Source organism: Kribbella sp. NPDC003557 (assembly GCF_040610805.1).
Lineage (GTDB): Bacteria > Actinomycetota > Actinomycetes > Propionibacteriales > Kribbellaceae > Kribbella.
In genome coordinates this window covers 589,086-612,053 of the sequence record NZ_JBEXMY010000007.1, presented here as the reverse complement: position 1 = coordinate 612,053, position 22,968 = coordinate 589,086, and the positions used below count along the sequence as shown (strand labels likewise).

Sequence of the window (22,968 nt, the reverse complement as noted above, 5' to 3'; positions counted from 1 at the left end):
ACAGACGTCGTACTATGGATGTATGGCCACGAAAGTGCTCCCGCAGCCGGAGCGGGACGAGATCCGCGTCGAGGCGGTTCTCCAGGCGTTGGGCGAGCCGGTCCGGCTGACCATCGTCCGCGCGCTCGCCGACAACCCGGCCGGGGTCTGCTGCGGCGAGATCGAGCTGCCGGTGACCGCGTCCACGCGGGCCCACCACCTGAAGATCCTGCGCGAGGCCGGCATCCTGTCCACCCACACCGACGGCACCCGGCGGATCAGCGTCCTGCGCCGCGAAGACCTCGAGGCTCTGTACCCGGGCCTGCTGACGGGCATCTTGTCGGCGAAGCAGTAGGCAACCGCAAGGTCGCGGTGGGGTGATCGTGGGACGGTTGTAGAACTGCGGCTGGCAGACTGAAGCAGTGGTGGAGCTTCGGGCGCGGTGGGACGACCTGGTGCCCGGGTCCGGTTCGCTGGCCGACGACCTGGTCGCCCGGTACGTCGAGCGCACCCGCCGCGCCTACCGCGACCACTATCTCGGCATCGTCCTGACCGCGCTGGACTCGCTCATCCAGCTCTCCACGGATCCCACCAGCGTCCGCCTCGCCGCCTGGTTCCACCGGGCGGTCCACGAACCGGCCGGCACCCCGTCCGAGGACGCCGAGGCATCAGCCCGGCTGGCCGAGCACCTGCTGCCGCAGTACGGCGTACCACCCGTCCGGATCGCCGAGGTCGCCCGGCTGATCCGCCTGACCGGTGACCTCGCCGCACCGCCGCCGGACTCCTACGCACCGCCGCGCCGTGACGCGAACGGCGACGTACTGCTGGACGCCGTCAACGCCGTCCTCGCCTCAGATCCCAGCCGGTACGCCGTCCACATAGCCGAGGTGCGGCGCGACGCCGGTGACCGGAAGACCGCACTGGAGCACCGGTACGACGAGGTCCGCGAACTGCTCGACGGCCATCTGTACCGGACCCAACTGGCGCGCCAACGCCTCAGCCCGGTCGCCCGGGTCAATCTCGAGGCCGAGCTCGCCGAACTGGACAGTGAGCTCCCGGCTCCGTGGCGTGGTTGGCAACAGGCGGCCCTGACCGCGACCGCTACGTTCACCGCGATTGCGGCCGCGGTCGTCGCGATCGCGGCGTCCGGTGCGTCCTGGCAGACCCCGGCCGCGCAGGACGAGGCCGGCTGGCCGACCGTCGCCCTGGCTGTCCTCTCGTTCTTCAGCGCGCCAGTCCTCTTCCGCTGCGCCCGCAGCGCCAGCCAGCGGGCCCGCCTCATCGCAGGCGGCGTCCTGGCGATTGCCGTGACCGGACTGCTCATCGCCTGGGCTCAAGCGCCCAGAACCAACCCGGCCGTCGGCGTGGGCCTCCGTGTGCCGCTGCTGATCTCCGCACTGATCCTGCTGCTCGCCGCCGGCGCGGCTGCCCTCGTGGCCTCGCTGCTCCGCACGCGGACCGCCCGCTTCCTCCCGGCCCGCAACCTCGGTCAGCAGCTCGCCTGGCTCGCCGTACCCGCCACAGTCGCCGTCGTCCTGTTGCTGATCGTCCAGCCGCTGTCCCGCAGCTACGTCCTCAGGTCCAACGAGCGGGTCGAGGGAGCCGCCCGCGAGGCCGGGAAGGCCACGCCGTCGGTGCTCGACGGCCGCGTCGCCTGGGTCAGCGACTCCGTCGTGGGCACCGGAGCGGAGGAGGCGATCGGCACCCGGTACGGCGTCGCGATCCCCCGCCCCGGCGTGGTCGAAATGCTGGACGCGGCCACCGGTGCGCTGCGCTGGCGCTACAGCCGCTCCGACTCCGACGAGAAGCCGGTGATCGCGGCCACCGGCAACGGCGAGTACGTACTCGCCCAGTTCGCCGACGTCGGCTACCTGCTGCTCGACGCGAACACCGGCCACCGCAAGGCCGCGTGGCCGGGCCGGACGCGGGACCGCTTCGTCCAGCAGGCCCAGCCGCTGCTGGTCGGCGAGCGCTCCGGCAAGCTGCGCGGTGTCGACCCGAGTGGTCACGAGCGCTGGACGTACGACTCCGGCGACTGTACCGACCTGGGCGCCATCGCCACCGCCGAGACGGTGCTCACCTTCGTCAGCCACACCTGCGACGACCGGCCGGACGAGATGACCGCGCTGGACGTCCAGTCGGGCCGGAAGCTGTGGACCAAGACCTCGGCGGACACCTACCGCCGGCCGGTCGTGGTGGCGGGCCTGGTCGTGGTGGCCGAGCCCGGCGGCGACTCCGACGTACCGGCCGCACTGACCGCGATCGAGCCGCGCACCGGCGACATCCGGTGGCGCTGGGAGGTGCCGAAGACCTGGGCCTGCCGCACGCTGCTGAACGCGGCCGGGAAGTACCTGATCGTCGTGGACTGCCCGGGCCCGAGCACTACCGAGAACCGCCGGAGCGTCGTGACCGCGATCGACGCCAACACCGGACTGACCGCCTGGCAGACCCTGGCTCCGGTGAGCCCGCGGACGAAGGTCACGGTCACCGCGGACGGCCGAGTCGTGTCACTGGCCCGCGCCTCCACCGGCTGCGTCGCCAACGTGATCAGCCGGACCGGTTTCCGCCAGGTCCGCCTCCCCACCGGCATCACCTGCAGCCGTGACGCCCGCGCCGTCGGCAACCTGGTCCTCACCTCCGGCCCGAACACCGTGATCGCCCTGCGCTAGTGACTCCGCGTAGCCGGAGTCGTCCGCGGCCCCCGCAGATCACGCCGCAGTGTGATCTGCGCCGCAATTCCACGGCTGCAATTCGTTGCGGAGCGCATCTGTCGGAGCGGTCAGGTGACGAGCCGATATCGCTTTGGCCACGGACCGATCCGGGAACCCCGGATCGGTCGGCGACAGGTCCCAACCGGTGCCAGACTCCTTGGCCATGGACCTGCGCGACCAGTGGAATCGCCTGCTGCCGCACGCGCAGCCGTTGGGCGACGACCTGCTGGCTCGTTACGCAGAGCAACATCGTCACTATCACGACCAGCAGCACCTCACCGAGGTCCTGGAGACCGTCGACGAGCTGGCCGAGTACGCCGACGACCCGGACACGGTCCGGCTGGCGGCCTGGTTCCACGACGCGATCTACGACCCGCAGGCCGACCCCGGCGAGAACGAGGAGGTCTCGGCCCAGCTGGCCGAGCTCGAGCTGGCGGCGTACGGCGTCGAGGCCGCGAAGGTCGCGGAGATCGGCCGCCTGGTCCGGCTGACCGCGAAGCACGACTGCGCGGCGGACGACCGCAACGGCGCCGTGCTCTGCGACGCCGACCTGCGGATCCTGAGCCTGCCGGCCGCCCGGTACGACGAGTACGCCGCCGGGATCCGGCAGGAGTACGGGCACGTCGCCGACCGGGACTTCGCCCGCGGCCGGATGTCGTTCCTGCAGGGCCTGAGCGAGACCCGGCTGTACGCCACCCCCAAGGGCCATGAGGAATGGGAACGGCCCGCCAGGGAGAACCTGACCCGGGAGGTCGGTTCGCTGGGCCCTAGGGCGGCCCGACCGATCGGCGGGCTGATCCCGGTCGTCTACTTCGGTGCGGCGCTCGGCGCGGTCGTCGCGTCCTCGGTCCTGCTGGGCCGCGGCCTCGGCGCGGCCGCCAAGTGGCCGGCCGACCCGGCCGACGTCAGCGGCTTCCCGGTGTGGGCCCCGATCGCCGGTACTGCGGTTGCGGCCGCGCTGGCCTGTGCGTGGTTCCGGAGGACGCAGCAGCGCCTGGTGACCGTCCCTGCGATCGTCTTCGCAGCTGTCGGACTCATCGCGGTCGGCGTGTGCTGGTGGCGCTGGCCGGTCGCCCAGCCCGGTGCGGCCATGTCCGAGCGCTGGCCGTACCTCCTGATCGCTTCGGTCGCGCTGGTGCTCGCAGGCGCGTTGCTGGCGCTGGCACGACGGTTGCGGCTAGCACCGCCGTACGCCCAGGCTCCCCCGCGGTGGCTGGGCGTCGGCGCGACCGCTGTGTGCGGCGCGCTGCTGGCGTGGGTCGTCGTCTCCGCCGGCGAGCCGTTCGTCCAGGCCCGGCTGGAGACGGCCAACACGGTCAGCACGACCACGACCGCACAGCCGACCCAGCAGCCGGTCCAGCTCGACGGGACGCTGGCCTGGAGCCGTGAGGTCCCCGCGACCGGTGCCATCACCGGTACGGCGGGCGGCGTAGCGGAGCTGCGGCCGGACGGCGTGGTCATGTCCGACGCCGCCACCGGTCAGATCAGGTGGCGCTACTCCCGGGCCGATGTCCAGGACGCTGCTTCCAGCGGCGCCAACGGACTGGTCGTGTCCTCGGACGGACGCACCGTCGCGGCGCACCTGCCGCGCTCGGAGAACCGCGAGCCCGCGGGCATCAAGCTGCCGACGTACGCCGTACTGAACGCGGTGAGCGGACAGGTGCTGACCGAGGTTGACACCGACGGGACCGCACTGGCCGTCGACGGCGACCAGTTGCTCGTGGCCGAGAAGAACTACGTGGTCGCGCACGGCGTCAGCAGCCCGACCCACTGGCGCGCGCAGGTGCGCTGCACCGTGACACAGGGCGCCCTGGTCGGTGACCAGGCCGTCGTCGTGGACGCGTGTGCCGGCAACGGTGCCGTCGTCCGCGGCCTGGACATCAAGACCGGCGCGCAGCGCTGGGAGGTCGACCTCGGCGCACGGATCGACCTGAGCTCGGAGCTGGACCCGTCGACGTGGGTCGGCGACATGGTCGCCGTACCGGACACCCGTGAGGTCTCCGGCCTGATCTGGACCGGCGCCGCCGGCGGCACCCTCTACCAGTGGTCGGTCGACATCAGCGAAGGCCATCTGATCTGGACCACCCCCGTGCCGGGCACCCCGCGACCACGGCTCGGCTCTTCGTCATGTGACGCGCAGCTGGCCGCGACGCACGCCGCACTGGTGCTGATCACCTGCCGGACCGCGAACGACCCCGGACAGCCGCAGACGTACGACGTGTCGTCGTCGAGTCCTGCTGACGGGACACCGCAGTGGCACCACCTGCTGCAGGTGCCGCCGCGGCTGCAGCAGCCGGAGTACCCGCGGAACGGCTTCGCGCTGCTGCCGGACGGGCGCGTGGTGACGCTGATGCCGCAACCGAACGGCAGCTGCTCCCCCGTGATGATCGGCACCACCGGCGTCCAGCCGCGACCGATCCTGCCCAGCCCGAACACGCAGCCGGTGGCCAAGTCCGAGGAAGTCACCTGTAACCGCCCGGCCGTCACGGTCGCCGCCGCCCGCCCGATCTTCTCCGACGGCACCCGGCTGTTCGCACTCAACTGAGGCTCCGGGAATTCTGTTGCTCCCGGCCCTGTTGACACCTACCGTGATCCGCATGTTCCGCGTGGTTTTCGAGTCCGACCTGTCAGGCACCGGCCTGACGGGCGCTCCCACGTGGGCACTGTCAGTCGATTGCACCGGCGCGCGAAGCTGACCCTCCTCCTGCTCAGCAGGACCCGCGGAGGAGGGTGACCCGCACCGGCCCCCTCCACGCGGTGACAGCGCTGTGAGGGCTTGCCGGAGGGTCCTGGCTCATCCCGAACCTTCTGACAGACAAAGGATTTCTCATGGCCAAGAGCCAGTTCGTGCGGACCAAGCCGCACCTCAACATCGGGACGATGGGTCACGTCGACCACGGCAAGACCACGCTGACCGCGGCGATCACCAAGGTGCTCGCGGAGCGCGACCCGGGTGTGAACCGCTTCGTCGCCTTCGACGGCATCGACCGTGCGCCGGAGGAGATGCAGCGCGGGATCACGATCAACATCTCGCACGTCGAGTACGAGACCGCGACCCGGCACTACGCACACGTCGACATGCCCGGGCACGCCGACTACGTCAAGAACATGATCACCGGCGCCGCCCAGGTGGACGCCGCGATCCTGGTCGTGTCCGCGCAGGACGGCGCCATGCCGCAGACGCGCGAGCACGTGCTGCTCGCGCGCCGGGTCGGCGTACCGTACCTGGTCGTCGCGCTGAACAAGGCCGACACCGTCGACGACCCGGAGCTGCTCGACCTGGTCGAGCTGGAGGTCCGTGAGCTCCTCTCGGAGTACGGCTTCCCCGGCGACGACGTACCGGTCGTTCGCGTGTCCGGACTGAAGGTGCTCGAGGGCGACCCGCGGTGGACCGCCGCGATCGGTGAGCTGCTGGACGCGGTCGACGACTACGTGCCGGTGCCCGACCGCGAGCTCGGCGAGCCGTTCCTGATGCCGATCGAGAACGTGCTCACGATCAGCGGCCGCGGCACCGTGGTCACCGGTGCGGTCGAGCGCGGTTCGCTGAAGCTCGGCGACACCGTCGAGGTCGTCGGCCTCGGCCCGACGGTGACCAGCACGGCGATCGGTCTGGAGACGTTCGGCAAGTCGCTGGAGTCCGCGGACGCGGGCGACAACGCGGCGGTGCTGCTGCGTGGCGTGAAGCGTGACGAGGTCCGTCGCGGCCAGGTGGTGGCGTTGCCGGGCAGTGTCCGGCCGCACCGGAAGTTCCGGGCGAACCTGCACGCGCTGTCCACCGCCGAGGGTGGCCGGCACACGCCGTTCGCCGCGGACTACCGGCCGCAGTTCTACTTCCGGACCACGGACGTGTCCGGCGGGATCGACCTGGGTGAGATCGCCCTGGTGATGCCCGGCGACACGATCGAGCTCGGCGTGGAGCTGGAGAAGCCGGTCGCGATGGACGTCGGCCTCGGCTTCGCGGTCCGCGAGGGCGGCCACACGGTCGCCGCCGGCACCGTGACCGAGCTGCTCGACTGAACGAACGGCCCCTGACCTATCCGGTCGGGGGCCGTTTGCGATGCCGTAGCCCCGACGCGATCAGTCGGCTGACCAGTTCGCGGCTGGAGACCGGTACGGCGCCGGCGGCGATCAGGTCGTCGTAGCGGTCGCTCGGCACGTCGTAGTGGTCGCGGTCGAAGCCGCGGGCCGGGATGCCGGCGGCCTTCGCGAAGGCGTGCAGTTCCTCGTAGGACTCGTCGCTGACCAGATGCGACCAGATCCGGTTCCAGGCCGGCCAGGCGGGCGGGTCGATGAGGATCATTCGCGCGCGTCCTGGGCGTCGAGCAGGGTGCGCCACGAGCGCACGAACCGGGAGTTCACGTACGCCTTGGTCCACGAGCCGTCCTGGCGGACCGACGTACCCACGTGGAACCGGCGGACACCGCTCTGGAACAGCCACGGCACGTGCTCGGGTTGCAGACCGCCGCCGGCCATCATCACGCCGGCGACAGCGGCGTCGTCACGCGCCAGCTTGCACAAGTCGTCCAGGCCGTGGCTCACACCGATCGACGAGCCGGCCGTCAGGACGCAGTCCAGACCGGGCAGGCTGCGCAGCGCACGCCACGCCTGCTGCTGGTCCAGTACGGCGTCGATCGCGCGGTGGAACGTCCACGGCGTACCGGCGAAGGTGCTGACCAGCGCGGCCACCGACTCGACGTCCACCTGGTTGTCCGGGGTCAGGAAGCCGAGCACGAAACCGTCCGCGCCCGCGGCCAGGAAGGACTGCGCCATCGCGGTCAGCCGGTTCAGTCCGGCGCCGTCGGTGGTGAACGAGTTCTCCAGCCGCAGCATCACCCGCAGCGGCAGATCGGTGACCCGGCGGATCGCGCTGACCGTCGACACCGACGGGCACAACCCGTCGGCCTCCATCGAGGCGCACAGCTCCAGCCGGTCCGCCCCGCCCTCCTGCGCCGCCTCTGCGTCCGCCGGATGCAGCGCGATGATCTCCAGCAACGAACCCATGCGCGCCATCATCTCCCATATTCCTGTTGCACTCCCGCACGGCCTTCTGTATCGTTTTTCTAGAACGATTTAGAAGAACGATACAGATGAGGTGATCGAGATGGCGGGAGTGACGCTGAAGACCGTGGCGAAGGCCGTGGGCGTCTCGCCGTCGACCGTCTCGAACGCCTACAACAAGCCCGACCAGCTCTCCACGGCGCTGCGCGAGCGGATCCTGGCCACCGCCCAGGAGCTCGGGTATGCCGGACCGGACGCGTCGGCCCGCGCCCTGCGCAGCGGGAAGGCGGGCGCCGTCGGGGTGCTGTTCACGGACAAACTGGCCTACGCCTTCTCGGATCCGTACGCGGTCGGCTTCCTGGCCGGGCTCGCCGAGGTCGCCGAGGAGTTCGCCACCAGCCTGCTGCTGATGCCGCTCAGCTCGACCGACATCGCCGGCGGCAGCAACGCCGTCCAGCAGGCCGCGATCGACGCGGCGGCGATCTTCTGCGTGCCGGGTGGGCACCCGGCGCTCGAGATCCTCGCCAACCGCGGGATCCCGGCGGTGTCGACCGACCGGGGCGACCACCCGGACCTGTCCTGGGTCGCGATCGACGAGGTCGAGGCGGCCGCGCAACTGGGCGAGCACCTGGCCCGGCTCGGTCACCGGGAGGTCGTCGTCCTGGTCGACAACGCGCAGGCGGCCGGCGGCCGGCCGGTGGAGCTGACGCTCGACGAGGTCGGGTACACCGACTGCGAGCTGCGGATCCAGGGCCTGCAGAAGGCGATGCCGGACGCCCGGCTGCGGATCGTCTCCGGCGGGCACAACGCGTTCGCGTCCGGGATGAAGGGCGCGGAGTACGTGCTCGACTCGCAGGACCGGCCGACGGCGATCGTCGGGCTGAGCGACGTGCAGGCACTCGGCGCACTGGAAGCCATGAAGGTCCGGGGCCTGACCCCGGGTCGCGACCTGACCCTGGCGGGGTTCGACGACATCCCCGCCGCCGCGGCCGCCGGCCTGACGACGGTCCGCCAGCCCATCAAGGACAAGGGGCGCGCCGTCGGCCGCATCCTGCTCGACCCGGCCGCGACCGACCGCCAGCTGCTGATGCCGACGCAGCTGATCGTCCGCTCCAGCAGCGGACCCGCGCCCAAGCACTGACAACCACACACACCTCCCCGGAACCGTCCGGTTCCCGGGTCGATCAACCACGCTCTCAGGAGGGAGCAGAACCATGACGTACTTCATTGCCGGCAACACCGCCGTCGAGAACGCGCGCAACCTCAGCCAGTCCGCGCTCCCGAACGCTCCCCAGCAGCCGTACGACGAGCCGGTCCGCAACCGGGCGGTCCGCTCGCGGCTCAGCGCAGTACTGCGGTCCGTCGCCGAACGCGAGCTCCGGCTCGCCAACCGCATCGACCCCGCCCCGACCTGCCCCACCACCGCCGGCTGACCTTGTTTTGTCGGAGGTGTCTGGCACTCTGAAGGGCGATGAACGAGCCAGGAGTGTTGCTGACCGCGCGGGCGATGGTGCTGCACGACCTCGCCGCGCGCGGCTTCGACGACGCGGTGATGGTGTCCTTGCTGGAGGACGCCGTCGCCGGTCGCCAGTGGTGGCTGGACCAGTGGCCCGACGGTGCCGAGCACATCGCGGGCCTGGTGGCGCAGGACGTCCAGGACCGCCTGGTCGACTCCGGCGTCCGCTGGCCGCGCTGCACGGCCTGCGACGACCTGCATGACCACGAGCTCCGCATCGAGCCCGAGCTCGGCCCGGACCCGCACTGGGTGTGCGAGCGGGCCGGCATCACCGTCGCACCCCTGGGGCACCTGACCTGACCCTTCCGGGTAATACCTGATTGCTCTACATGTAGCCAGACTACTATTGTCTGTCTACATGAAGCTGCTGAACGCGCTCCGGGTGACGGCCGCGGTGCATGCGCTGGCGATCTGCCTGCAGCCGGTCTTCGCGGGCGTGTACCTGAACGGCTCGCCGTCCGGCCTGCGCCTGCACGAGCCGATCGGGCTGGCCCTGGCCTTCCTCGGGCTCGCGCAGTTGCTGCTGGCAACGATCTGGTGGCGGGCCGGCGGCCGCTGGACCGCGGCCGTGGTGAGCCTGCTGATCCTGACCGGTGAGGTCGTCCAGATCGCGATGGGGTACAGCCGCCAGCTGGCGATCCACGTACCACTCGGCATCGCCCTCGTCGCGGCCTCGGTCGCCTTCGCGGTCTGGGTCGGCAAGCGCGAGGTGGTCGCCGCATGATCACCCTCGAGCCGCAGCCGGCCGTCAAGGTCCGCAGGCCGCGGGCCAGCCTGCAGGTGCTGCGCATCACCCTCGTGCTGCACACGGTGTTCGTGGTCGCGCAGCCGATCGCCGCCGGGTACTTCCTGGCCGGCAACGTCGACGCGATGACGAACGTGCACAGCGTCATCGGCGGCACCATCTGGATGCTCGCACTGCTCCAGACCGTCGCGGCCGTCTGCTACGCGATCGGCAGTCGCGGCCGGATCTGGCCGGCCCTGATCTCCGTCCTGCTGGTCGTCGCCGAGTTCGTCCAGCTCACCTTCGGCTACCTGCAGAACTTCGCCGTCCACGTCCCGCTCGGCACCGCGATCGTCGGCACCGTCTGCTGGATGACCGTCTGGTCGTTCCGCCCCACCGCACGTCTCAACCGCCAGGAGGCGAAGCGATGAGATTGTCCCGCCGCGCAGTTCTGGCCGCCTCGGGTGGCGCCCTCGTACTCACCGCCTGCGGCCAGGAGGCCAAGCCCGCACAGGCCGGAGAACTCCTGCGCAGCAAGGCGAAACTCCCCGCCCCGTTCCAGGTGCCGCTGCGGATCCCACCGGTGAAGAAGGCGGTCCGGTCCGATGCGAAGGCCGACTACTACCAGGTCGTCCAGCGCACCGCGAGCCTGGAGATCCTGCCCGGCCTGAAGACCGAGGTGATGGGGTACGACGGCCTGTTCCCCGGCCCGACCTTCGATGTGCGGAGCGGACGGACCACCGTGGTCGAGCAGGTCAACGAGCTCGACGTGTCGACCGTGGTCCACCTGCACGGCGGCCACACGCCCGCGCCGAGCGACGGCTGGCCGCTCGACCTGATCATGCCCGCGAACGGACAGCACGCCGGTCACCACACCGGGCGCCGGATGTCCGGCGGCGACATGACAACGGGCAAGCGCACCTACACGTACCCGAACACGCAGCGCGCCGCGACGCTGTGGTACCACGACCACACGATGGACTACACCGCGCCGCAGGTGTACCGCGGCCTGTTCGGCCTGCACATCGTCCGCGACGACGAAGAGGCGGAACTCCCGCTGCCGAAGGGCGATCGGGAGATCCCGCTGGTGATCGCGGACCGCGCGTTCGACGCGGACGGCTCGTTCCTCTACCCGGCCGCGAAGGACGGTCCCGGTGTGGAGTCGGCGTACATGGAAGGTGTCGTCGCCGACGTCACGCTGGTGAACGGCGCGCCGTGGCCGGTGCACGAGGTCGACGCGGTCCGGTACCGCTTCCGCATCCTGAACGCGAGCAACGCCCGGCGGTACGAACTCGCCTTCGACAAAGGCCCGGCGACGTTCGTGCAGATCGGCAGCGACGGCGGCCTGCTCGGGGAGCCGGTCGAGCACAAGTCGCTGGTGATCGCACCGGCCGAGCGCTTCGACGTGGTCGTGGACTTCTCGCAGTACCAGCCGGGCGACGAGGTCACGGTCGTCAACAAGCTCGACGGCAACGCGAACGTGCTGCGCTTCAAGGTCGCCCGCAAGGCGTCCGACGACACCAGGGTCCCGGCGACGCTCTCGTCGTACGCCGTGACCCCGCGGCCGAAGGGCGTCGTCCGGCGCGAGTGGCGGTTCCGCCGCGGGAGTGCCGGCGACCACCGGGGCTGGACGATCAACGGGAAGGGCTTCGACCCGGCCGTGATGCAGGCGCAGGTCAAGCTGGACCAGTACGAGATCTGGTCGTTCGTCACCGACGTCCACCACCCGGTGCACGTCCACCTCGCGCCGTTCCAGGTCCTCACCCGCGGCGGCGGCAAGATCTCGGCGTACGACCACGGCTGGAAGGACACCGTCGACATCCGGCCGGCCGAGGTCGTCGAGGTCCTCGTCAGGTTCACCGCCCACAAGGGCAAGTACCTGATCCACTGCCACAACCTCGAACACGAGGACATGGCCATGATGGCCGCCTTCGAGACGATCTAGGTCCGTCGCCTCAGGGGGTGCCGGCCGCGAGGGCTTCGGTGGCTCGGGCGTGGAGGGCCTGACGGTCGACGCCGGCAGCCTGGAGGGTACGGGCCACGCGACCGCGCTCGGTGTCGAGCAGGCCGACCAGGATTCGCATCGGGCCGATACGGCCGCCGAGTTTCGGCGGGGCGTCCATCGCCCGGCGGAGCACGAGCTTGGTGGACTCGCCGATCTGCGGGTCGCGGGCCCGGTCGGGTGTTGCTTCTGGCAACAGTCCGGTCCGGACCGCGATCCCGGCGACAGCCAGGCTCTGCTCCCACTCCCGGTTCAGGGCGTCCCGGATCGCACTGTCCGTCAGCCCGGCCTCGGCCAGTAGCCGCGCGGCCGACGAGCCGTCGAGTGCAGCCACGGCCAGAAGCACATGTTCCGCCTCGATCGTCCGCGAGCCGTCCCGGCGGGCCTCGGCGCGCGCCGAGCGCACCAGGATCGCCCGGACATCCTTGTGATCCGGCATCATCGCCTCCTCAGGGCAACTCCGGCGGCGATCAGCCGCCGGGCGTGTTTCTTGTGCACGGCCTGCCGGGTGACCCCCAGCACCTCGGCCACCTCGGACCAACTCCAACCGGCCCGCATCGCCCGCTCCACCTGGCTGTCCTCCAGCCGGTCGGCCAGCCGGCGTAACGCCACCACCGCGGCCAGGCCTGCCGCGGGGTCCTCGGGATCCACCAACTCGGTCATAAAAGCAACTTAGGTTGACAACCATTCGATGTCAACCAAGGTTGCTCGATCCGGGGGTTGACGACCAGATCGAGCTCGACCTATATTCAACACATCGGTTGATCAAGGGAATGGTTGATAAAGATGATGGTTGATGACGATCAGCTTGACCGGGCGTTCGCGGCGCTGGCCGACCCGGTGCGGCGGGCGATGATCGCGCGGCTGTCGCGTGGACCGGCCACGGTGAACGAGCTGGCCGACCCGTTCCCGATCACCAAGCAGGCGGTGTCGCGGCACATCCAGGTGCTCGAGGCCGCCGGGCTGATCACCCGGACCCGGGACGGCCAGCGCCGCCCGTGCCACCTGGTGCCGGCCGCCCTCGAGGCACTGACGAGCTGGATCGACGAGTACCGGCTCGAGACCGAACGCCGCTTCCGCCGGATGGAAGCGCTACTGGACAAGGAGCAGTAACCATGAACGGCACCACCATCAACACCCCCGCGGGCACCCCGTTCGTCGAGGTCACCCGCGAGTTCGCCGCCACGCCCGCGCAGCTGTTCCGGGTGATGTCCGACCGCGACCTGGTCGCCCAGTGGCTCGGCCCGCGCGAGCTGGAGGCGACCATCGAGGAGTACGACGTCCGCACCGGCGGCAAGTACCGCTACGTCCACAAGGACGACTCCGGTGAGTACGCGTTCCGCGGCGTCTTCCACACCGTCGAGCCGGACAAGCTGGTCATCCAGACGTTCGAGTGGGAGGGCGCGCCGGGCGAGGTGTGCATCGAGAAGATGACGCTGGAGCCGACCGAGAAGGGCGTCCGGCTGCACCAGCGGTCGGTGTTCCCGTCGGTCGAGGCCCGCGACCAGTCGATCGAGTACGGCATGGCCAACGGCATCGAGGACTCGATGAACCGCCTGGCCGAGCTGGTCGCGAAGGAGAGCTGACATGAGCCAGGTCGTCGTCGACATCTCGGTGTCGCTGGACGGCTACGTCACCGGGCCCGGTGCCGGAGTGGACAACGGGCTCGGTGACGGCGGCGAGGCCCTGCACGACTGGGTCTTCCACGGCACCGACGCGGACCGCACCGTCCTCGACTCCGCCTTCGACGCCACGGGCGCGGTCATCCAGGGCCGGAACCTCTTCGACGTCATCGACGCCCCGGGCGGGTGGAGCGACGAGATGGGGTACGGCGCGAAGCCGACCGGTGAGGTCAACCCGCCGGTCTTCGTCGTCACCCACACACCGCCCGTCAGCACCCGGCTGGGCGATCGGTTCCGCTTCGTCGCCAGTCCCGCGGAAGCCGTCTCGCAGGCGCTTGAAGTTGCCGAAGGCAAGGACGTCTACGTGATGGGCGGCGGGCAGATCTGTCACGAGGTGCTCGCGGAAGGGCTCGCCGACGTACTGCGGTTGCACCTGGCACCCGTCGTGCTCGGCGGCGGGACCCGGTTGTTCCCGGCCGGCAGCGCGCCGGCGTACGCACTGGAGCTGGTCGACGCCGTTTCGACCCCGGCCGCGCAGCACCTCACGTACAGGGTGGTGAAGTAGCGATGGGCAGCGTCATCGCCACGGCGGTCGTCTCGCTGGACGGTTTCGTCGCCGACACCGAGGACGAGGTCGGGCCGTTGTTCGACTGGTACAACAACGGCCCGGTCGAGGTCTACGGGACCGATCCGGGACGGCCGTTCCACCTCAGCCGGGCGAGCGCGGACTACATCAACGCCACCTGGCCGAACGTCCGGTCGTGCGTGATCGGGCGGCGGCTGTTCGACATCACCAACGGATGGAACGGCGTACCCGCGGTCGGCGACCACGTCTTCGTCGTCACCCACCAGCCGCCGACCGACTGGCCGTTCCCCGACGCCCCGTTCACGTTCGTCAACGGCATCGAGGACGCGATCACCCGGGCCAAGGACCACGCCGGCGACCACGACGTCTCGGTCACCGGCGGCAACCTCACCGGCCAGGCTCTGGCGGCCGGGCTCGTCGACGAGATCGCCTACAACGTCGTACCAGTTCTCTTCGGCACCGGCGTGAAGTTCTTCGGCGACTACGTGGGCCCGCAGATCCTGCTGGACGACCCTCGCGTAATCCAGGGCGACCGCGTCACCCACCTGCACTACCGCGTCATGCGATAGAAGTCAGCGCCGCAGTTGCGGGTGGTCGGCGATGACGGTGCGGGAACCGGGCGCGATCTCGGTGAAGCCGGCGTCCTGGACTACCGGGAGGTTGCTGGTGAGCAGGCTTCGCCAGTGCTCCGGTGTCGCCGTGCGGACGGCGAGCTCAAAGCCGGTCGCCTCCCACTCCTTGCGCGCCCGCTCCGACAAACCCCACCAGGCGAGCTGGGCAGCATGACCACACTGCGCCATCGCCTTGCCGCTGGACATTTCCAGGGTCGGGTTGAGCCACAGGACCGGGACGCCGGGGTCCAGCGGCGGCAGGTCCGCGGTGTCCTCGAAATCGGTGCCGCTGACCTGGAGCTTGAAGAGGTCGGGCGGCACGTCGTCCACGCCCGTCGGCGGAAACACCCGAACCTCGGCCGCCACGACCCCGGACGCCACGGCCCCGGCTGCCGCGACCCCGGACGCAGGCGCCTCGGACGCAGGCGCCCCGGACGCAGGCGCCCCGGACGCAGGGGCCTCGGACGCCGCGGCCCCGGACGCCGCGGCCCCGGACGGGGCGACGTCCTCGGCAGGCACCGAAGAGCCGGTTCCGTAGCCGCGCACCGTGATCCCGGGCAGGGCCTCGGCGCGGCGCCACTCGATGCCGCGGGCGCGCTTGGTGATCTTGCGGATGCGGTTGTCCTGCCAGGCCGCCATCGCCTCCGCCCACTCCCCCTCGCCGTGCGACCGCTCGTCGGCCAGGATCGCGAGCACGGCCCGCGCCGCCGTCTCCAGCGCGTCGGTCTGCGCCGGCCGGGCCTTCTTCTCGACGCGCACCACGAGCGTCAGCACAAGCTCCACACGCGTGAGTCTCTCAGCAACCGCTGTACAGCGGTCGCCGGCCCGCTCTCCGGAAACAATTCGTCGCCTGGTGGCAGTTTTGTTCCGCAAGGACGGGCCGCCCCGCGCCGCTGACCTCTGCGCGGACGGGGTGGAGGTAGGTTGGCCGCATGCAGCAGTACCTGGATCTGTTGAGGCACGTGCTGGACAACGGGACCGAGAAGGGGGACCGGACCGGGACGGGCACCCTGAGCGTGTTCGGGTACCAGTCGCGGTACGACCTGCGGGCCGGGTTCCCGGCGGTGACCACGAAGAAGCTGCATCTGCGGTCGGTGATCGGGGAGCTGATCTGGTTCCTCAGCGGCTCGACGAACGTCAAGTGGCTGCACGAGAACAACATCTCGATCTGGGACGAGTGGGCCGACGAGAACGGCGAGCTCGGCCCGGTGTACGGCTACCAGTGGCGTTCCTGGCCGACGCCCGACGGCCGCCACGTCGACCAGATCGCGAACCTGATCGCGTCGATCCGGAACAACCCGGACTCCCGCCGGCACATCGTGAACGCGTGGAACGTGGCCGACGTGGACGACATGGCGTTGCCGCCGTGTCACACGATGTTCCAGTTCTACGTCGCGGACGGCCGGCTGTCCTGCCAGCTGTACCAGCGGTCGGCCGACATCTTCCTGGGTGTGCCGTTCAACATCGCGTCGTACGCGCTGCTCACCCACATGGTCGCCCAGCAGACGGGGCTCGAGGTCGGCGACTTCGTGCACACCCTCGGCGACGCGCACCTGTACCTGAACCACCTGGACCAGGCCCGCCTGCAGCTCACGCGCGAGCCGCGGCCGCTGCCGACGCTGGAGCTCAACCGCCGCGACTCGATCGACGGCTACGAGATCGCCGACGTCGAACTGGTCGGCTACGACCCGCACCCGGGGATCAAGGCCCCCATCGCCGTATGAGCATCGTCCTGATCGCCGCGGTCGGGCGCAACGGGGTGATCGGGCGGGACAACGACCTGCCCTGGCGGATCCGTGAAGACCTGCAGCGGTTCAAGCAGCTCACGCTCGGTCACACGCTCGTCATGGGCCGCAAGACCTACGACTCGATCGGCCGCCCGCTCCCGGGCCGCCGTACCGTCGTCGTCACCCGGCAACACGACTGGTCCGCCGACGGCGTCGACGTCGTCCACTCCCTCGACGACGCCCTGAAGTACGACGGAACGCTGTACGTGGCCGGCGGCGGCGAGATCTACCGCCAGGCCCTCCCGCACGCCGACGCCCTGGAACTCACCGAGGTCGACCAGTCCCCCGACGGCGATGTCACCTTCCCGGAGGTCGCTCAGGCCGACTGGACCGAGACCGCCCGCGAGACGCACAACGGCTTCTCCTTCGTTGGTTACCGCCGCAGCTAACAACGAGTAGGCAACGGGCCGCCCGTGGGGACCTGGAACCGACTAGATTGGGCGCGCGTCACGGAGGTGTCCAGGGGACCTCTCGGAGGGGAACACGATGACTGAAGCCGACAACACCGCTGCTCAGGCCGCTGCCGCGCAGCCCGCTGCGGCGCCGTTGCAGCCGCCGACGGCGACCGCGCCGGGGCTGATACTGACTGCGCCGCCGCCGTCACAGCCGGTGGCAGCCACCTCCGCGCCGACCATGGCGCCGGCTGTCGACCCTGCCGCGTTGCCGGGGCTGGACACCAAGGTCGACACGTTCCTGACCGCGCTGATGGCGGCCGAGCCGCGCTCGCCGGAGTTCGCGGCGAAGGCCAGTGACGTGCGCAGCATGGGTGACGTCGACATCCGCGCCGCCGCCGAGAGCTCGAACCGGCTGCTCCAATCACCGGTCCGGGCGCTGCAGGAAGGCGGCCTGTCGGAGGGGTCGACCGTCGGCAAGACCCTGCTCGAGCTTCGCCGGACGGTCGAGGAGCTGGACCCGAAGGAAGCCACCGGGGTGAAGAAGCTCCTCGGGATGATCCCGTTCGGGGACAAGATCGAGGACTACTTCCGCAAGTACCAGACCGCGCAGAGCCACCTCGAGGGCATCCTGCACAGCCTGCGCAACGGCCAGGACGAGCTCGGCAAGGACAACGCCGCGCTGAACCTGGAGAAGCAGCAGCTCTGGGACGCGATGACCCGGCTGAACCAGTACGTGTACGTCGCCGAGCGCCTCGACGCGCGGCTGTCCGCGGCGATCGCGGAGCTCGAGGCGACGAACCCGGACAAGGCGAAGGCGTTCCGCGAGGACGTGCTGTTCTACGTCCGGCAGAAGCACCAGGACCTGCTCACCCAGCTCGCCGTGTCGATCCAGAACTACCTGGCCATCGACATCGTGATCAAGAACAACATCGAGCTGATCAAGGGCGTCGACCGGGCGTCCACGACCACCGTGTCGGCACTGCGTACGGCGGTCATCGTCGCGCAGGCGCTCGGCAACCAGAAGCTCGTGCTGGACCAGATCACCGCGCTGAACACCACCACCAGCGGCATGATCGAGCGCACCTCGCAGATGCTGAAGGACAACTCGGTGGCGATCCAGCAGCAGGCCGCGTCGGCGACCATCGGGCTGCCGCAGCTGCAGGCCGCGTTCGCGAACATCTACGCGACCATGGACGCGATCGACACCTTCAAGGTGGAGGCCCTGGACAACATGGCCGCGACGATCGGCACGCTGGAGACCGAGGTGACCAAGTCCCGTTCCTACCTGGACCGGGTCGCCCAGCAGAACCAGCAGGTCGTGCACGGCAGCCTCGACCTCGACCTCGGTCGCTGAGTCGCGGGAAAGACTAAGGGGGTACGGCGTTGGCTCTGGGTGACTTCTTCGCGCGGCTGACCGGTCGCAAGGAGGAGCCCGAGCCTGCGCCGGTCCCCAGGCCGCCGACGAACGACGACCTGCTGGCGGCGCTGGTCCGGGTCGAGCAGCTGGTCGCCGGCGGCGCCGTACCGGCCGTGGTGGCGTCCCGCGTCGCCCGGGTGGTCCGCGTGGTCCGGGAGACGATCCCGCGGCTCGGCAACCTGGGCGGCAGCGTGCAGGCGTACTCCGTGATGGCGACCGCGACGGACTACCTGCCGGAGGCGATCGGCGGGTACCTGCGGCTGCCGCGGCAGTGGGCCGACACCCGCCCGGTGGACCGCGGCAAGACGTCGCTGATGATCCTGATCGACCAGTTGGACCTCTTGGCCGCGACGATGGACAAGGTCTTCGACGCGGTGAACCGGGCCGACGCGGCGGCACTGATCGCGCACGGCCGGTTCCTGCAGGAGAAGTTCGGCACCGGCTCCACTGGCGGAGGACTCGCCCTCGGCCCGACCGCGTCGACCCCGCCGCCGGATCCCGGGGCGGGACCGTTGGCACCACCACCTGGACGAGGAGGGTCATGAGCGGCGCGGGGGGACTTAAGGAGGCGCTGTCGGCGCTCCTTACAGTCGCGGCTCGGGCCGGCGTCGCCGACGACACAGCCCGGGGTGAGGCGCTGTCGCTCGCCGCGGCCCTGGCCGAGTCGGCACCAGGTGCGCCTGCCGACTGGGGTAAGGCTGTTCCTGGCGGCACGACACAGGACTTCTTCGACGCCGCCGTGCGCGGCCGTCGCTGGCGGGGCGCTCCTACCGCCGTACTCACCGAGCTGATCGCCAGTGGTTCTACTGAGAAGGCGGCGTACGCCGAGGCGCTGGCGGAGGTGGCATCTGCCGCCTGCACTCTGGGCGAGCCCACTATGCGAGTCGTGGGCAATGCGTCGGTCGCAGCTGCTGCGCAGCTACAGGCGGCTGGGGTGCGGACGCTGCAGGTGGGGAGCGGGGCGACGGCGCCAGGAGCGCCGGCAAAGCCGACGGCCGACGGGGCGGGAGCCGGAGCAGACCCAGCCGGTGGGCCGGGCGCCGGAGCAGGCCCAGCCGGCGGAGCAGGCCCAGCTGGTCGGCCGGGGGCCGGAGGAGGCTCAGCCGGCGGGGCGGAGGCCGGAGCAGGTCCAGCCGGTGGGCCGGGGGTCGGAGGAGGCTCGGCCGGCGGGGCGGGCGCTGGTGCGGCGGCTGGTGTGGCGGCGGCTGCTGCGGAGGCGGTTGTGGCCGAGCCGGTCAAGACTGTTGAGGAGCTGCTGGAGGAGCTGGACGGGCTGACCGGGCTGGCTCGGGTCAAGCGGGAGGTGCACCGGCAGGTCGCCGTACTGCGCGTCGAGAAGCTGCGGACCGAGGCGGGACTGAAGAGCCCGACCATCACGCGGCACCTGGTGTTCGTGGGGAATCCGGGGACCGGCAAGACGACTGTCGCGCGGCTGGTGAGCGGGATCTACAAGGCGCTCGGCCTGCTGTCGAAGGGCCAGCTGGTCGAGGTCGACCGGTCCGAGCTCGTCGCCGGGTACCTGGGGCAGACCGCGACGAAGACGGCCGACGTGGTCGCGTCCGCCGCGGGCGGTGTGCTGTTCATCGACGAGGCGTACAGCCTGACCGCCGGTGACCTGGGCGCCGACCAGTACGGGCGGGAAGCCGTCGACACGCTGGTCAAGGAGATGGAGGACCGGCGCGACGACCTGGTCGTGATCGTTGCCGGGTACCCCGAACCGATGGAAGTGTTCATCGCCGCGAACCCCGGGCTGGCGAGCCGGTTCCGGACCACGATCGAGTTCGAGAACTACAGCGACGACGAGCTCACCGACATCCTCACCGGGCTCGCCGAGGCGGCCGACTACGAGCTGGTACCGGCCGCGGTCGACAAGTTCCAGGAGATCCTCGCGGCGACCGCGCGGGACAGCTCGTTCGGCAACGGACGGTTCGCCCGGAACGTGCTGGAGGCCGCGATCGGCCGGCAGGCCTGGCGGCTGCGCGACGTCAAGGCACCGACGAAGGACGAGCTGCGTCAGATCCTCGCCGCCGACCTGACCGACGAAGCCGAACAGACCCCACCCACCGAGCCCGACCCGACCGCGCCCGACCCGACCGCGCCCGACCCGACCGCGCCCGACCGCACCGCGCCGGACGCGAACGCGCCGGCCGAGCGTGCGCAGCCGGACGGCGCGACGGACGAGAGTGTGCCGGACGACGGTGTGCAGCCCGACAGTGCCCGGCCTGACAGTGTTCGGGTTGAGCAGAGCGAGCAAGGAGAACAGGCGTGACCCAGACGCAGAGTGCGCCGCCCGCGACCCTGGCGGCCCCGCCGCAGGGTGCGGCCGGACAGGCGCCGAACGCCCGGAGCGCCGGTCCACGCGGCGCGGTCGCGCAGTGGTTCGAAGGTACGCCGGGCCGGATGCGCGCGTTCCTGATCCTCGCCGCCGCGATGAGCGTGGTGTTCGGCCTCGCCGCCGCGCAGGGCTTCAGCCAGTCCGACGGCTCCCTCGAGCGCGCGCAGGCGAACACCGCCCAGCTCGTCCGCATCCAGGCGATCCACACCAACCTGGTCAGCGCGAACGCCGACGCGACCAACGCGTTCCTGGTCGGCGGGCTCGAGCCGCCCGGCCAGCGCGCGCACTTCGTCAACTCGCTGGCCGCTGCCGCCGGGCTGATCGCCGACGCCGCCAGCGCGCAGCCCGCGGACCGTGAGGTGCTCGGCGCGCTGAACAAGACCCTCGTCACGTACGAAGGCCTGATCGAGCAGGCTCGCGCCAACAACCGGCAGGGTCTCCCGATCGGCTCGCAGTACCTGAAGGACGCGAATTCGGTGCTCCAGGAAGACTCCCTGCCGCTGGTGAAAGCGCTGGTCGAGGCGAACGAGCAGCGCGTCGACACCGAGTTCGACGGGATCGGCAAGGGCACCATCTGGATTCTCGCCGGCGGCATCCTCAGCCTGGTCATCTTCGCGATCACGCTGCGCTGGCTGGCCCGCCGTACGCACCGCTACCTCAACGTCCCGATCGCCGCGGGTGCCGCGCTGGTGCTGCTGACCACGGTCATCGGCGGCGTCGCGCTGGCGAGCGCGTCCGGCACCGCGAAGGACACCCGCAACGCCGAGTACGAGCGGACGCTCGCGCTGTCCCGCGCCCGGATCGCGGCCTACGACGCTCGCTCCAACGAAAGCCTGACGCTGATCGCCCGCGGCTCGGGTGACGCCTTCGACAAGGCGTACACCGCGGCCGCGGCCGAGGTCGACAACCAGCTGGGCAAGTCGTCCGGCACCACCGACGGACTTCAGGACGCCTGGGCCGACTACAAGCGGGTCCACGGCAAGGTCCGCGAGGCCGACACCAGCGGCAACTGGGACGGCGCGGTCGCTATGGCCGTCGGCGACCCGAAGGCGGCCGACAACTCCGCGAAGACGTTCGGCGCGTTCGACACCGCCTCCACCGAACAACTGACCGCCAGCAGCGACGCCGTGTCGAGCGAACTGTCCGACGCCCGCGACGGCCTACCCCCGATCGGCTGGCTGGGCGTCCCGATCGGCATCGTCGCCGCCCTGCTGGTCGCCTGGGGCATGTCGCAGCGCCTGGAGGAGTACCGATGAAAAAACTGATCCCACTCGCCGCCGCCACCGCCCTCCTCCTCACCGCCTGCGGCACCGGCAACTACGCCGCCACCCAGCTCCCGGTGAAAGAAACGTCGCCGGCCACCTCGACCACACCCAAGCCACCCAGGCCGTGCGCGGACGGCCAGAACGCACTGGCGTCGTACGCACCGAACGCCGACACCCCGGCGCCGGGGGGCGCGATGCCTGCCGGCTCCTGGATGGCGGAGATCAAGAAGCGGGGCCGGTTGATCGCCGGGGTCTCCGCGGACAGCTTCAACCTGGGATACCGCGACCCGATCAGCGGCAAGATCCAGGGTTTCGACATCGACATGATCCAAGCTGTTGCCAAAGGCATCTTCCCGGACGCCGACACGAACCCTGGCCGCGTCGAGCTGCGCGTGATCTCCAGCCCCGCCCGGATCCCGTCGCTGCGCGACACCAAGAACCCGGTCGACATCGTCGCGCGCAACATGACCATCAACTGCGATCGGTGGAACGACATCGCCTTCTCCGCCGAGTACTACCGCTCAGGTCAGAAGACGCTGGTGCAGAGCGACTCGACGGCCAAGAGCACCGACGACCTGTCCGGTCAGACGATCTGCGCACCGGCTGGTTCGACCAGCCTCGAGAACCTCAAGAAGAAGAACCCCGCCGTCAAGGCGGTCACCGCCGACACCGACACCGGATGTCTGGTCCTGTTCCAGCAGGGCAAGGCACAGGGGATCAGCGGCGACGACACGGTCCTGGCCGGCGACGTCGCTCAGGATCCGTACGCCAAGGTCCTTCCGGAGCGGTTCAGCGACGAACCGTACGGGCTGGGCATCTCGCTGAAGCACCCGGAGTTCGTCAGGTTCGTGAACGTCGTCCTGCAGCAGATGAAGGACGACGGTGGTTGGAAGACCTCGTACGACAGGTGGTTCAAGACAGCACTTGGTGAGGCGCCCAAGCCACCGGTGGCGCTTTACGGCCGCGTTCCGGTGAACCAATGACCGTTCGTACGCCGATCGTCTCGGCGCCCGTTCCTCC

Annotated in this window: 26 protein-coding genes; 21 read left to right on the top strand and 5 right to left on the bottom strand. The window is 70.4% G+C overall.

Features of this window, described 5'->3' with window-relative positions; all coding sequences use genetic code 11:
- The first annotated feature begins 22 nt into the window (after positions 1-22).
- The 4 genes from ABZW60_RS31320 (at position 23) to tuf (ending at position 6,707) form a co-directional block, all read left to right on the top strand.
- Complete coding sequence (locus ABZW60_RS31320; protein WP_355482900.1) at positions 23-334, top strand: metalloregulator ArsR/SmtB family transcription factor; 312 nt, start codon at positions 23-25, stop codon at positions 332-334.
- A 67-nt stretch (positions 335-401) separates the two neighbouring features.
- A complete protein-coding gene (locus tag ABZW60_RS31315; protein ID WP_355482897.1) occupies positions 402-2,648 on the top strand; it encodes a PQQ-binding-like beta-propeller repeat protein in 2,247 nt (748 codons plus the stop codon).
- A gap of 205 nt (positions 2,649-2,853) precedes the next feature.
- A complete protein-coding gene (locus ABZW60_RS31310; RefSeq protein WP_355482895.1) occupies positions 2,854-5,235 on the top strand; it encodes a hypothetical protein in 2,382 nt (793 codons plus the stop codon).
- A gap of 284 nt (positions 5,236-5,519) precedes the next feature.
- Positions 5,520-6,707: an elongation factor Tu gene (gene tuf, locus ABZW60_RS31305; RefSeq protein WP_355482893.1), complete on the top strand. Its 1,188-nt coding sequence runs from the start codon at positions 5,520-5,522 to the stop codon at positions 6,705-6,707.
- A 16-nt stretch (positions 6,708-6,723) separates the two neighbouring features.
- Here the strand turns inward: tuf and ABZW60_RS31300 are convergent, their stop codons facing one another.
- A complete protein-coding gene (locus ABZW60_RS31300; protein WP_355482891.1) occupies positions 6,724-6,990 on the bottom strand; it encodes a DUF4031 domain-containing protein in 267 nt (88 codons plus the stop codon).
- Complete coding sequence (locus tag ABZW60_RS31295; RefSeq protein ID WP_355482889.1) at positions 6,987-7,691, bottom strand: copper homeostasis protein CutC; 705 nt, start codon at positions 7,689-7,691, stop codon at positions 6,987-6,989. The genes ABZW60_RS31300 and ABZW60_RS31295 overlap by 4 nt, the downstream gene beginning before the upstream one ends.
- Positions 7,692-7,791: 100 nt before the next feature.
- Between ABZW60_RS31295 and ABZW60_RS31290 the strand changes: the two genes are divergently transcribed.
- From ABZW60_RS31290 to ABZW60_RS31265, 6 genes are all read left to right on the top strand, one after another.
- Positions 7,792-8,829: a LacI family DNA-binding transcriptional regulator gene (locus tag ABZW60_RS31290; protein WP_355482887.1), complete on the top strand. Its 1,038-nt coding sequence runs from the start codon at positions 7,792-7,794 to the stop codon at positions 8,827-8,829.
- A gap of 73 nt (positions 8,830-8,902) precedes the next feature.
- Positions 8,903-9,121 (top strand): hypothetical protein, encoded by a 219-nt coding sequence (locus tag ABZW60_RS31285; protein WP_355482885.1) that lies wholly within the window; start codon positions 8,903-8,905, stop codon positions 9,119-9,121.
- Between the two features lie 38 nt (positions 9,122-9,159).
- Positions 9,160-9,504, top strand: coding sequence for a hypothetical protein (locus tag ABZW60_RS31280; protein WP_355482883.1), 345 nt, complete (start codon positions 9,160-9,162; stop codon positions 9,502-9,504).
- Between the two features lie 58 nt (positions 9,505-9,562).
- Positions 9,563-9,928: a hypothetical protein gene (locus ABZW60_RS31275; protein ID WP_355482882.1), complete on the top strand. Its 366-nt coding sequence runs from the start codon at positions 9,563-9,565 to the stop codon at positions 9,926-9,928.
- A complete protein-coding gene (locus tag ABZW60_RS31270; RefSeq protein ID WP_355482880.1) occupies positions 9,925-10,359 on the top strand; it encodes a hypothetical protein in 435 nt (144 codons plus the stop codon). Before ABZW60_RS31275 ends, ABZW60_RS31270 begins: the two co-directional genes overlap by 4 nt.
- The gene (locus ABZW60_RS31265) at positions 10,356-11,873 is read left to right on the top strand and encodes a multicopper oxidase domain-containing protein (RefSeq protein WP_355482878.1); all 1,518 of its coding nucleotides are present in this window, start codon (positions 10,356-10,358) and stop codon (positions 11,871-11,873) included. Before ABZW60_RS31270 ends, ABZW60_RS31265 begins: the two co-directional genes overlap by 4 nt.
- A gap of 10 nt (positions 11,874-11,883) precedes the next feature.
- Here the strand turns inward: ABZW60_RS31265 and ABZW60_RS31260 are convergent, their stop codons facing one another.
- Positions 11,884-12,369, bottom strand: a complete 486-nt coding sequence (locus ABZW60_RS31260) for a Clp protease N-terminal domain-containing protein (protein WP_355482876.1) — start codon at positions 12,367-12,369, stop codon at positions 11,884-11,886.
- Positions 12,369-12,593, bottom strand: a complete 225-nt coding sequence (locus ABZW60_RS31255; RefSeq protein WP_355482875.1) for a hypothetical protein — start codon at positions 12,591-12,593, stop codon at positions 12,369-12,371. The genes ABZW60_RS31260 and ABZW60_RS31255 overlap by 1 nt, the downstream gene beginning before the upstream one ends.
- Positions 12,594-12,716: 123 nt before the next feature.
- On the opposite strand from ABZW60_RS31255, the gene ABZW60_RS31250 reads away from it, so the two are divergent.
- Genes ABZW60_RS31250 through ABZW60_RS31235 form a run of 4 tightly spaced genes read left to right on the top strand, consistent with a single transcriptional unit; the run spans position 12,717 to position 14,707 of the window.
- Positions 12,717-13,043, top strand: coding sequence for a metalloregulator ArsR/SmtB family transcription factor (locus tag ABZW60_RS31250; protein ID WP_355482873.1), 327 nt, complete (start codon positions 12,717-12,719; stop codon positions 13,041-13,043).
- A gap of 2 nt (positions 13,044-13,045) precedes the next feature.
- Positions 13,046-13,516 carry an SRPBCC domain-containing protein gene (locus tag ABZW60_RS31245; protein WP_355482871.1) on the top strand — a complete coding sequence of 157 codons (471 nt, stop codon included), beginning with the start codon at positions 13,046-13,048 and terminating at the stop codon, positions 13,514-13,516.
- A gap of 1 nt (position 13,517) precedes the next feature.
- Positions 13,518-14,117 (top strand): dihydrofolate reductase family protein, encoded by a 600-nt coding sequence (locus ABZW60_RS31240; RefSeq protein ID WP_355482869.1) that lies wholly within the window; start codon positions 13,518-13,520, stop codon positions 14,115-14,117.
- Between the two features lie 2 nt (positions 14,118-14,119).
- A complete protein-coding gene (locus ABZW60_RS31235) occupies positions 14,120-14,707 on the top strand; it encodes a dihydrofolate reductase family protein (RefSeq protein WP_355482868.1) in 588 nt (195 codons plus the stop codon).
- Positions 14,708-14,710: 3 nt separating this feature from the next.
- On the opposite strand, the gene ABZW60_RS31230 is transcribed toward ABZW60_RS31235, so the two are convergent.
- Complete coding sequence (locus ABZW60_RS31230) at positions 14,711-15,532, bottom strand: peptidyl-tRNA hydrolase (protein ID WP_355482866.1); 822 nt, start codon at positions 15,530-15,532, stop codon at positions 14,711-14,713.
- 149 nt (positions 15,533-15,681) lie between these two features.
- Between ABZW60_RS31230 and ABZW60_RS31225 the strand changes: the two genes are divergently transcribed.
- The 7 genes from ABZW60_RS31225 (at position 15,682) to ABZW60_RS31195 (ending at position 22,931) form a co-directional block, all read left to right on the top strand.
- Entirely contained in the window at positions 15,682-16,473 is a 792-nt protein-coding gene (locus tag ABZW60_RS31225) for a thymidylate synthase (RefSeq protein ID WP_355482864.1), read from the top strand.
- Positions 16,470-16,925: a dihydrofolate reductase gene (locus ABZW60_RS31220; protein ID WP_355482862.1), complete on the top strand. Its 456-nt coding sequence runs from the start codon at positions 16,470-16,472 to the stop codon at positions 16,923-16,925. Before ABZW60_RS31225 ends, ABZW60_RS31220 begins: the two co-directional genes overlap by 4 nt.
- Positions 16,926-17,022: 97 nt before the next feature.
- Complete coding sequence (locus ABZW60_RS31215) at positions 17,023-18,285, top strand: toxic anion resistance protein (protein WP_355482860.1); 1,263 nt, start codon at positions 17,023-17,025, stop codon at positions 18,283-18,285.
- A 29-nt stretch (positions 18,286-18,314) separates the two neighbouring features.
- Positions 18,315-18,893: a hypothetical protein gene (locus ABZW60_RS31210; RefSeq protein WP_355482858.1), complete on the top strand. Its 579-nt coding sequence runs from the start codon at positions 18,315-18,317 to the stop codon at positions 18,891-18,893.
- Positions 18,894-19,570: 677 nt separating this feature from the next.
- Positions 19,571-20,617, top strand: coding sequence for an AAA family ATPase (locus tag ABZW60_RS31205; RefSeq protein WP_355482855.1), 1,047 nt, complete (start codon positions 19,571-19,573; stop codon positions 20,615-20,617).
- On the top strand, positions 20,614-21,939 hold the full coding sequence (locus ABZW60_RS31200; RefSeq protein ID WP_355482853.1) for a hypothetical protein: 1,326 nt from the start codon (positions 20,614-20,616) through the stop codon (positions 21,937-21,939). Before ABZW60_RS31205 ends, ABZW60_RS31200 begins: the two co-directional genes overlap by 4 nt.
- On the top strand, positions 21,936-22,931 hold the full coding sequence (locus tag ABZW60_RS31195; protein WP_355482851.1) for a glutamate ABC transporter substrate-binding protein: 996 nt from the start codon (positions 21,936-21,938) through the stop codon (positions 22,929-22,931). The genes ABZW60_RS31200 and ABZW60_RS31195 overlap by 4 nt, the downstream gene beginning before the upstream one ends.
- Positions 22,932-22,968: the final 37 nt, after the last annotated feature.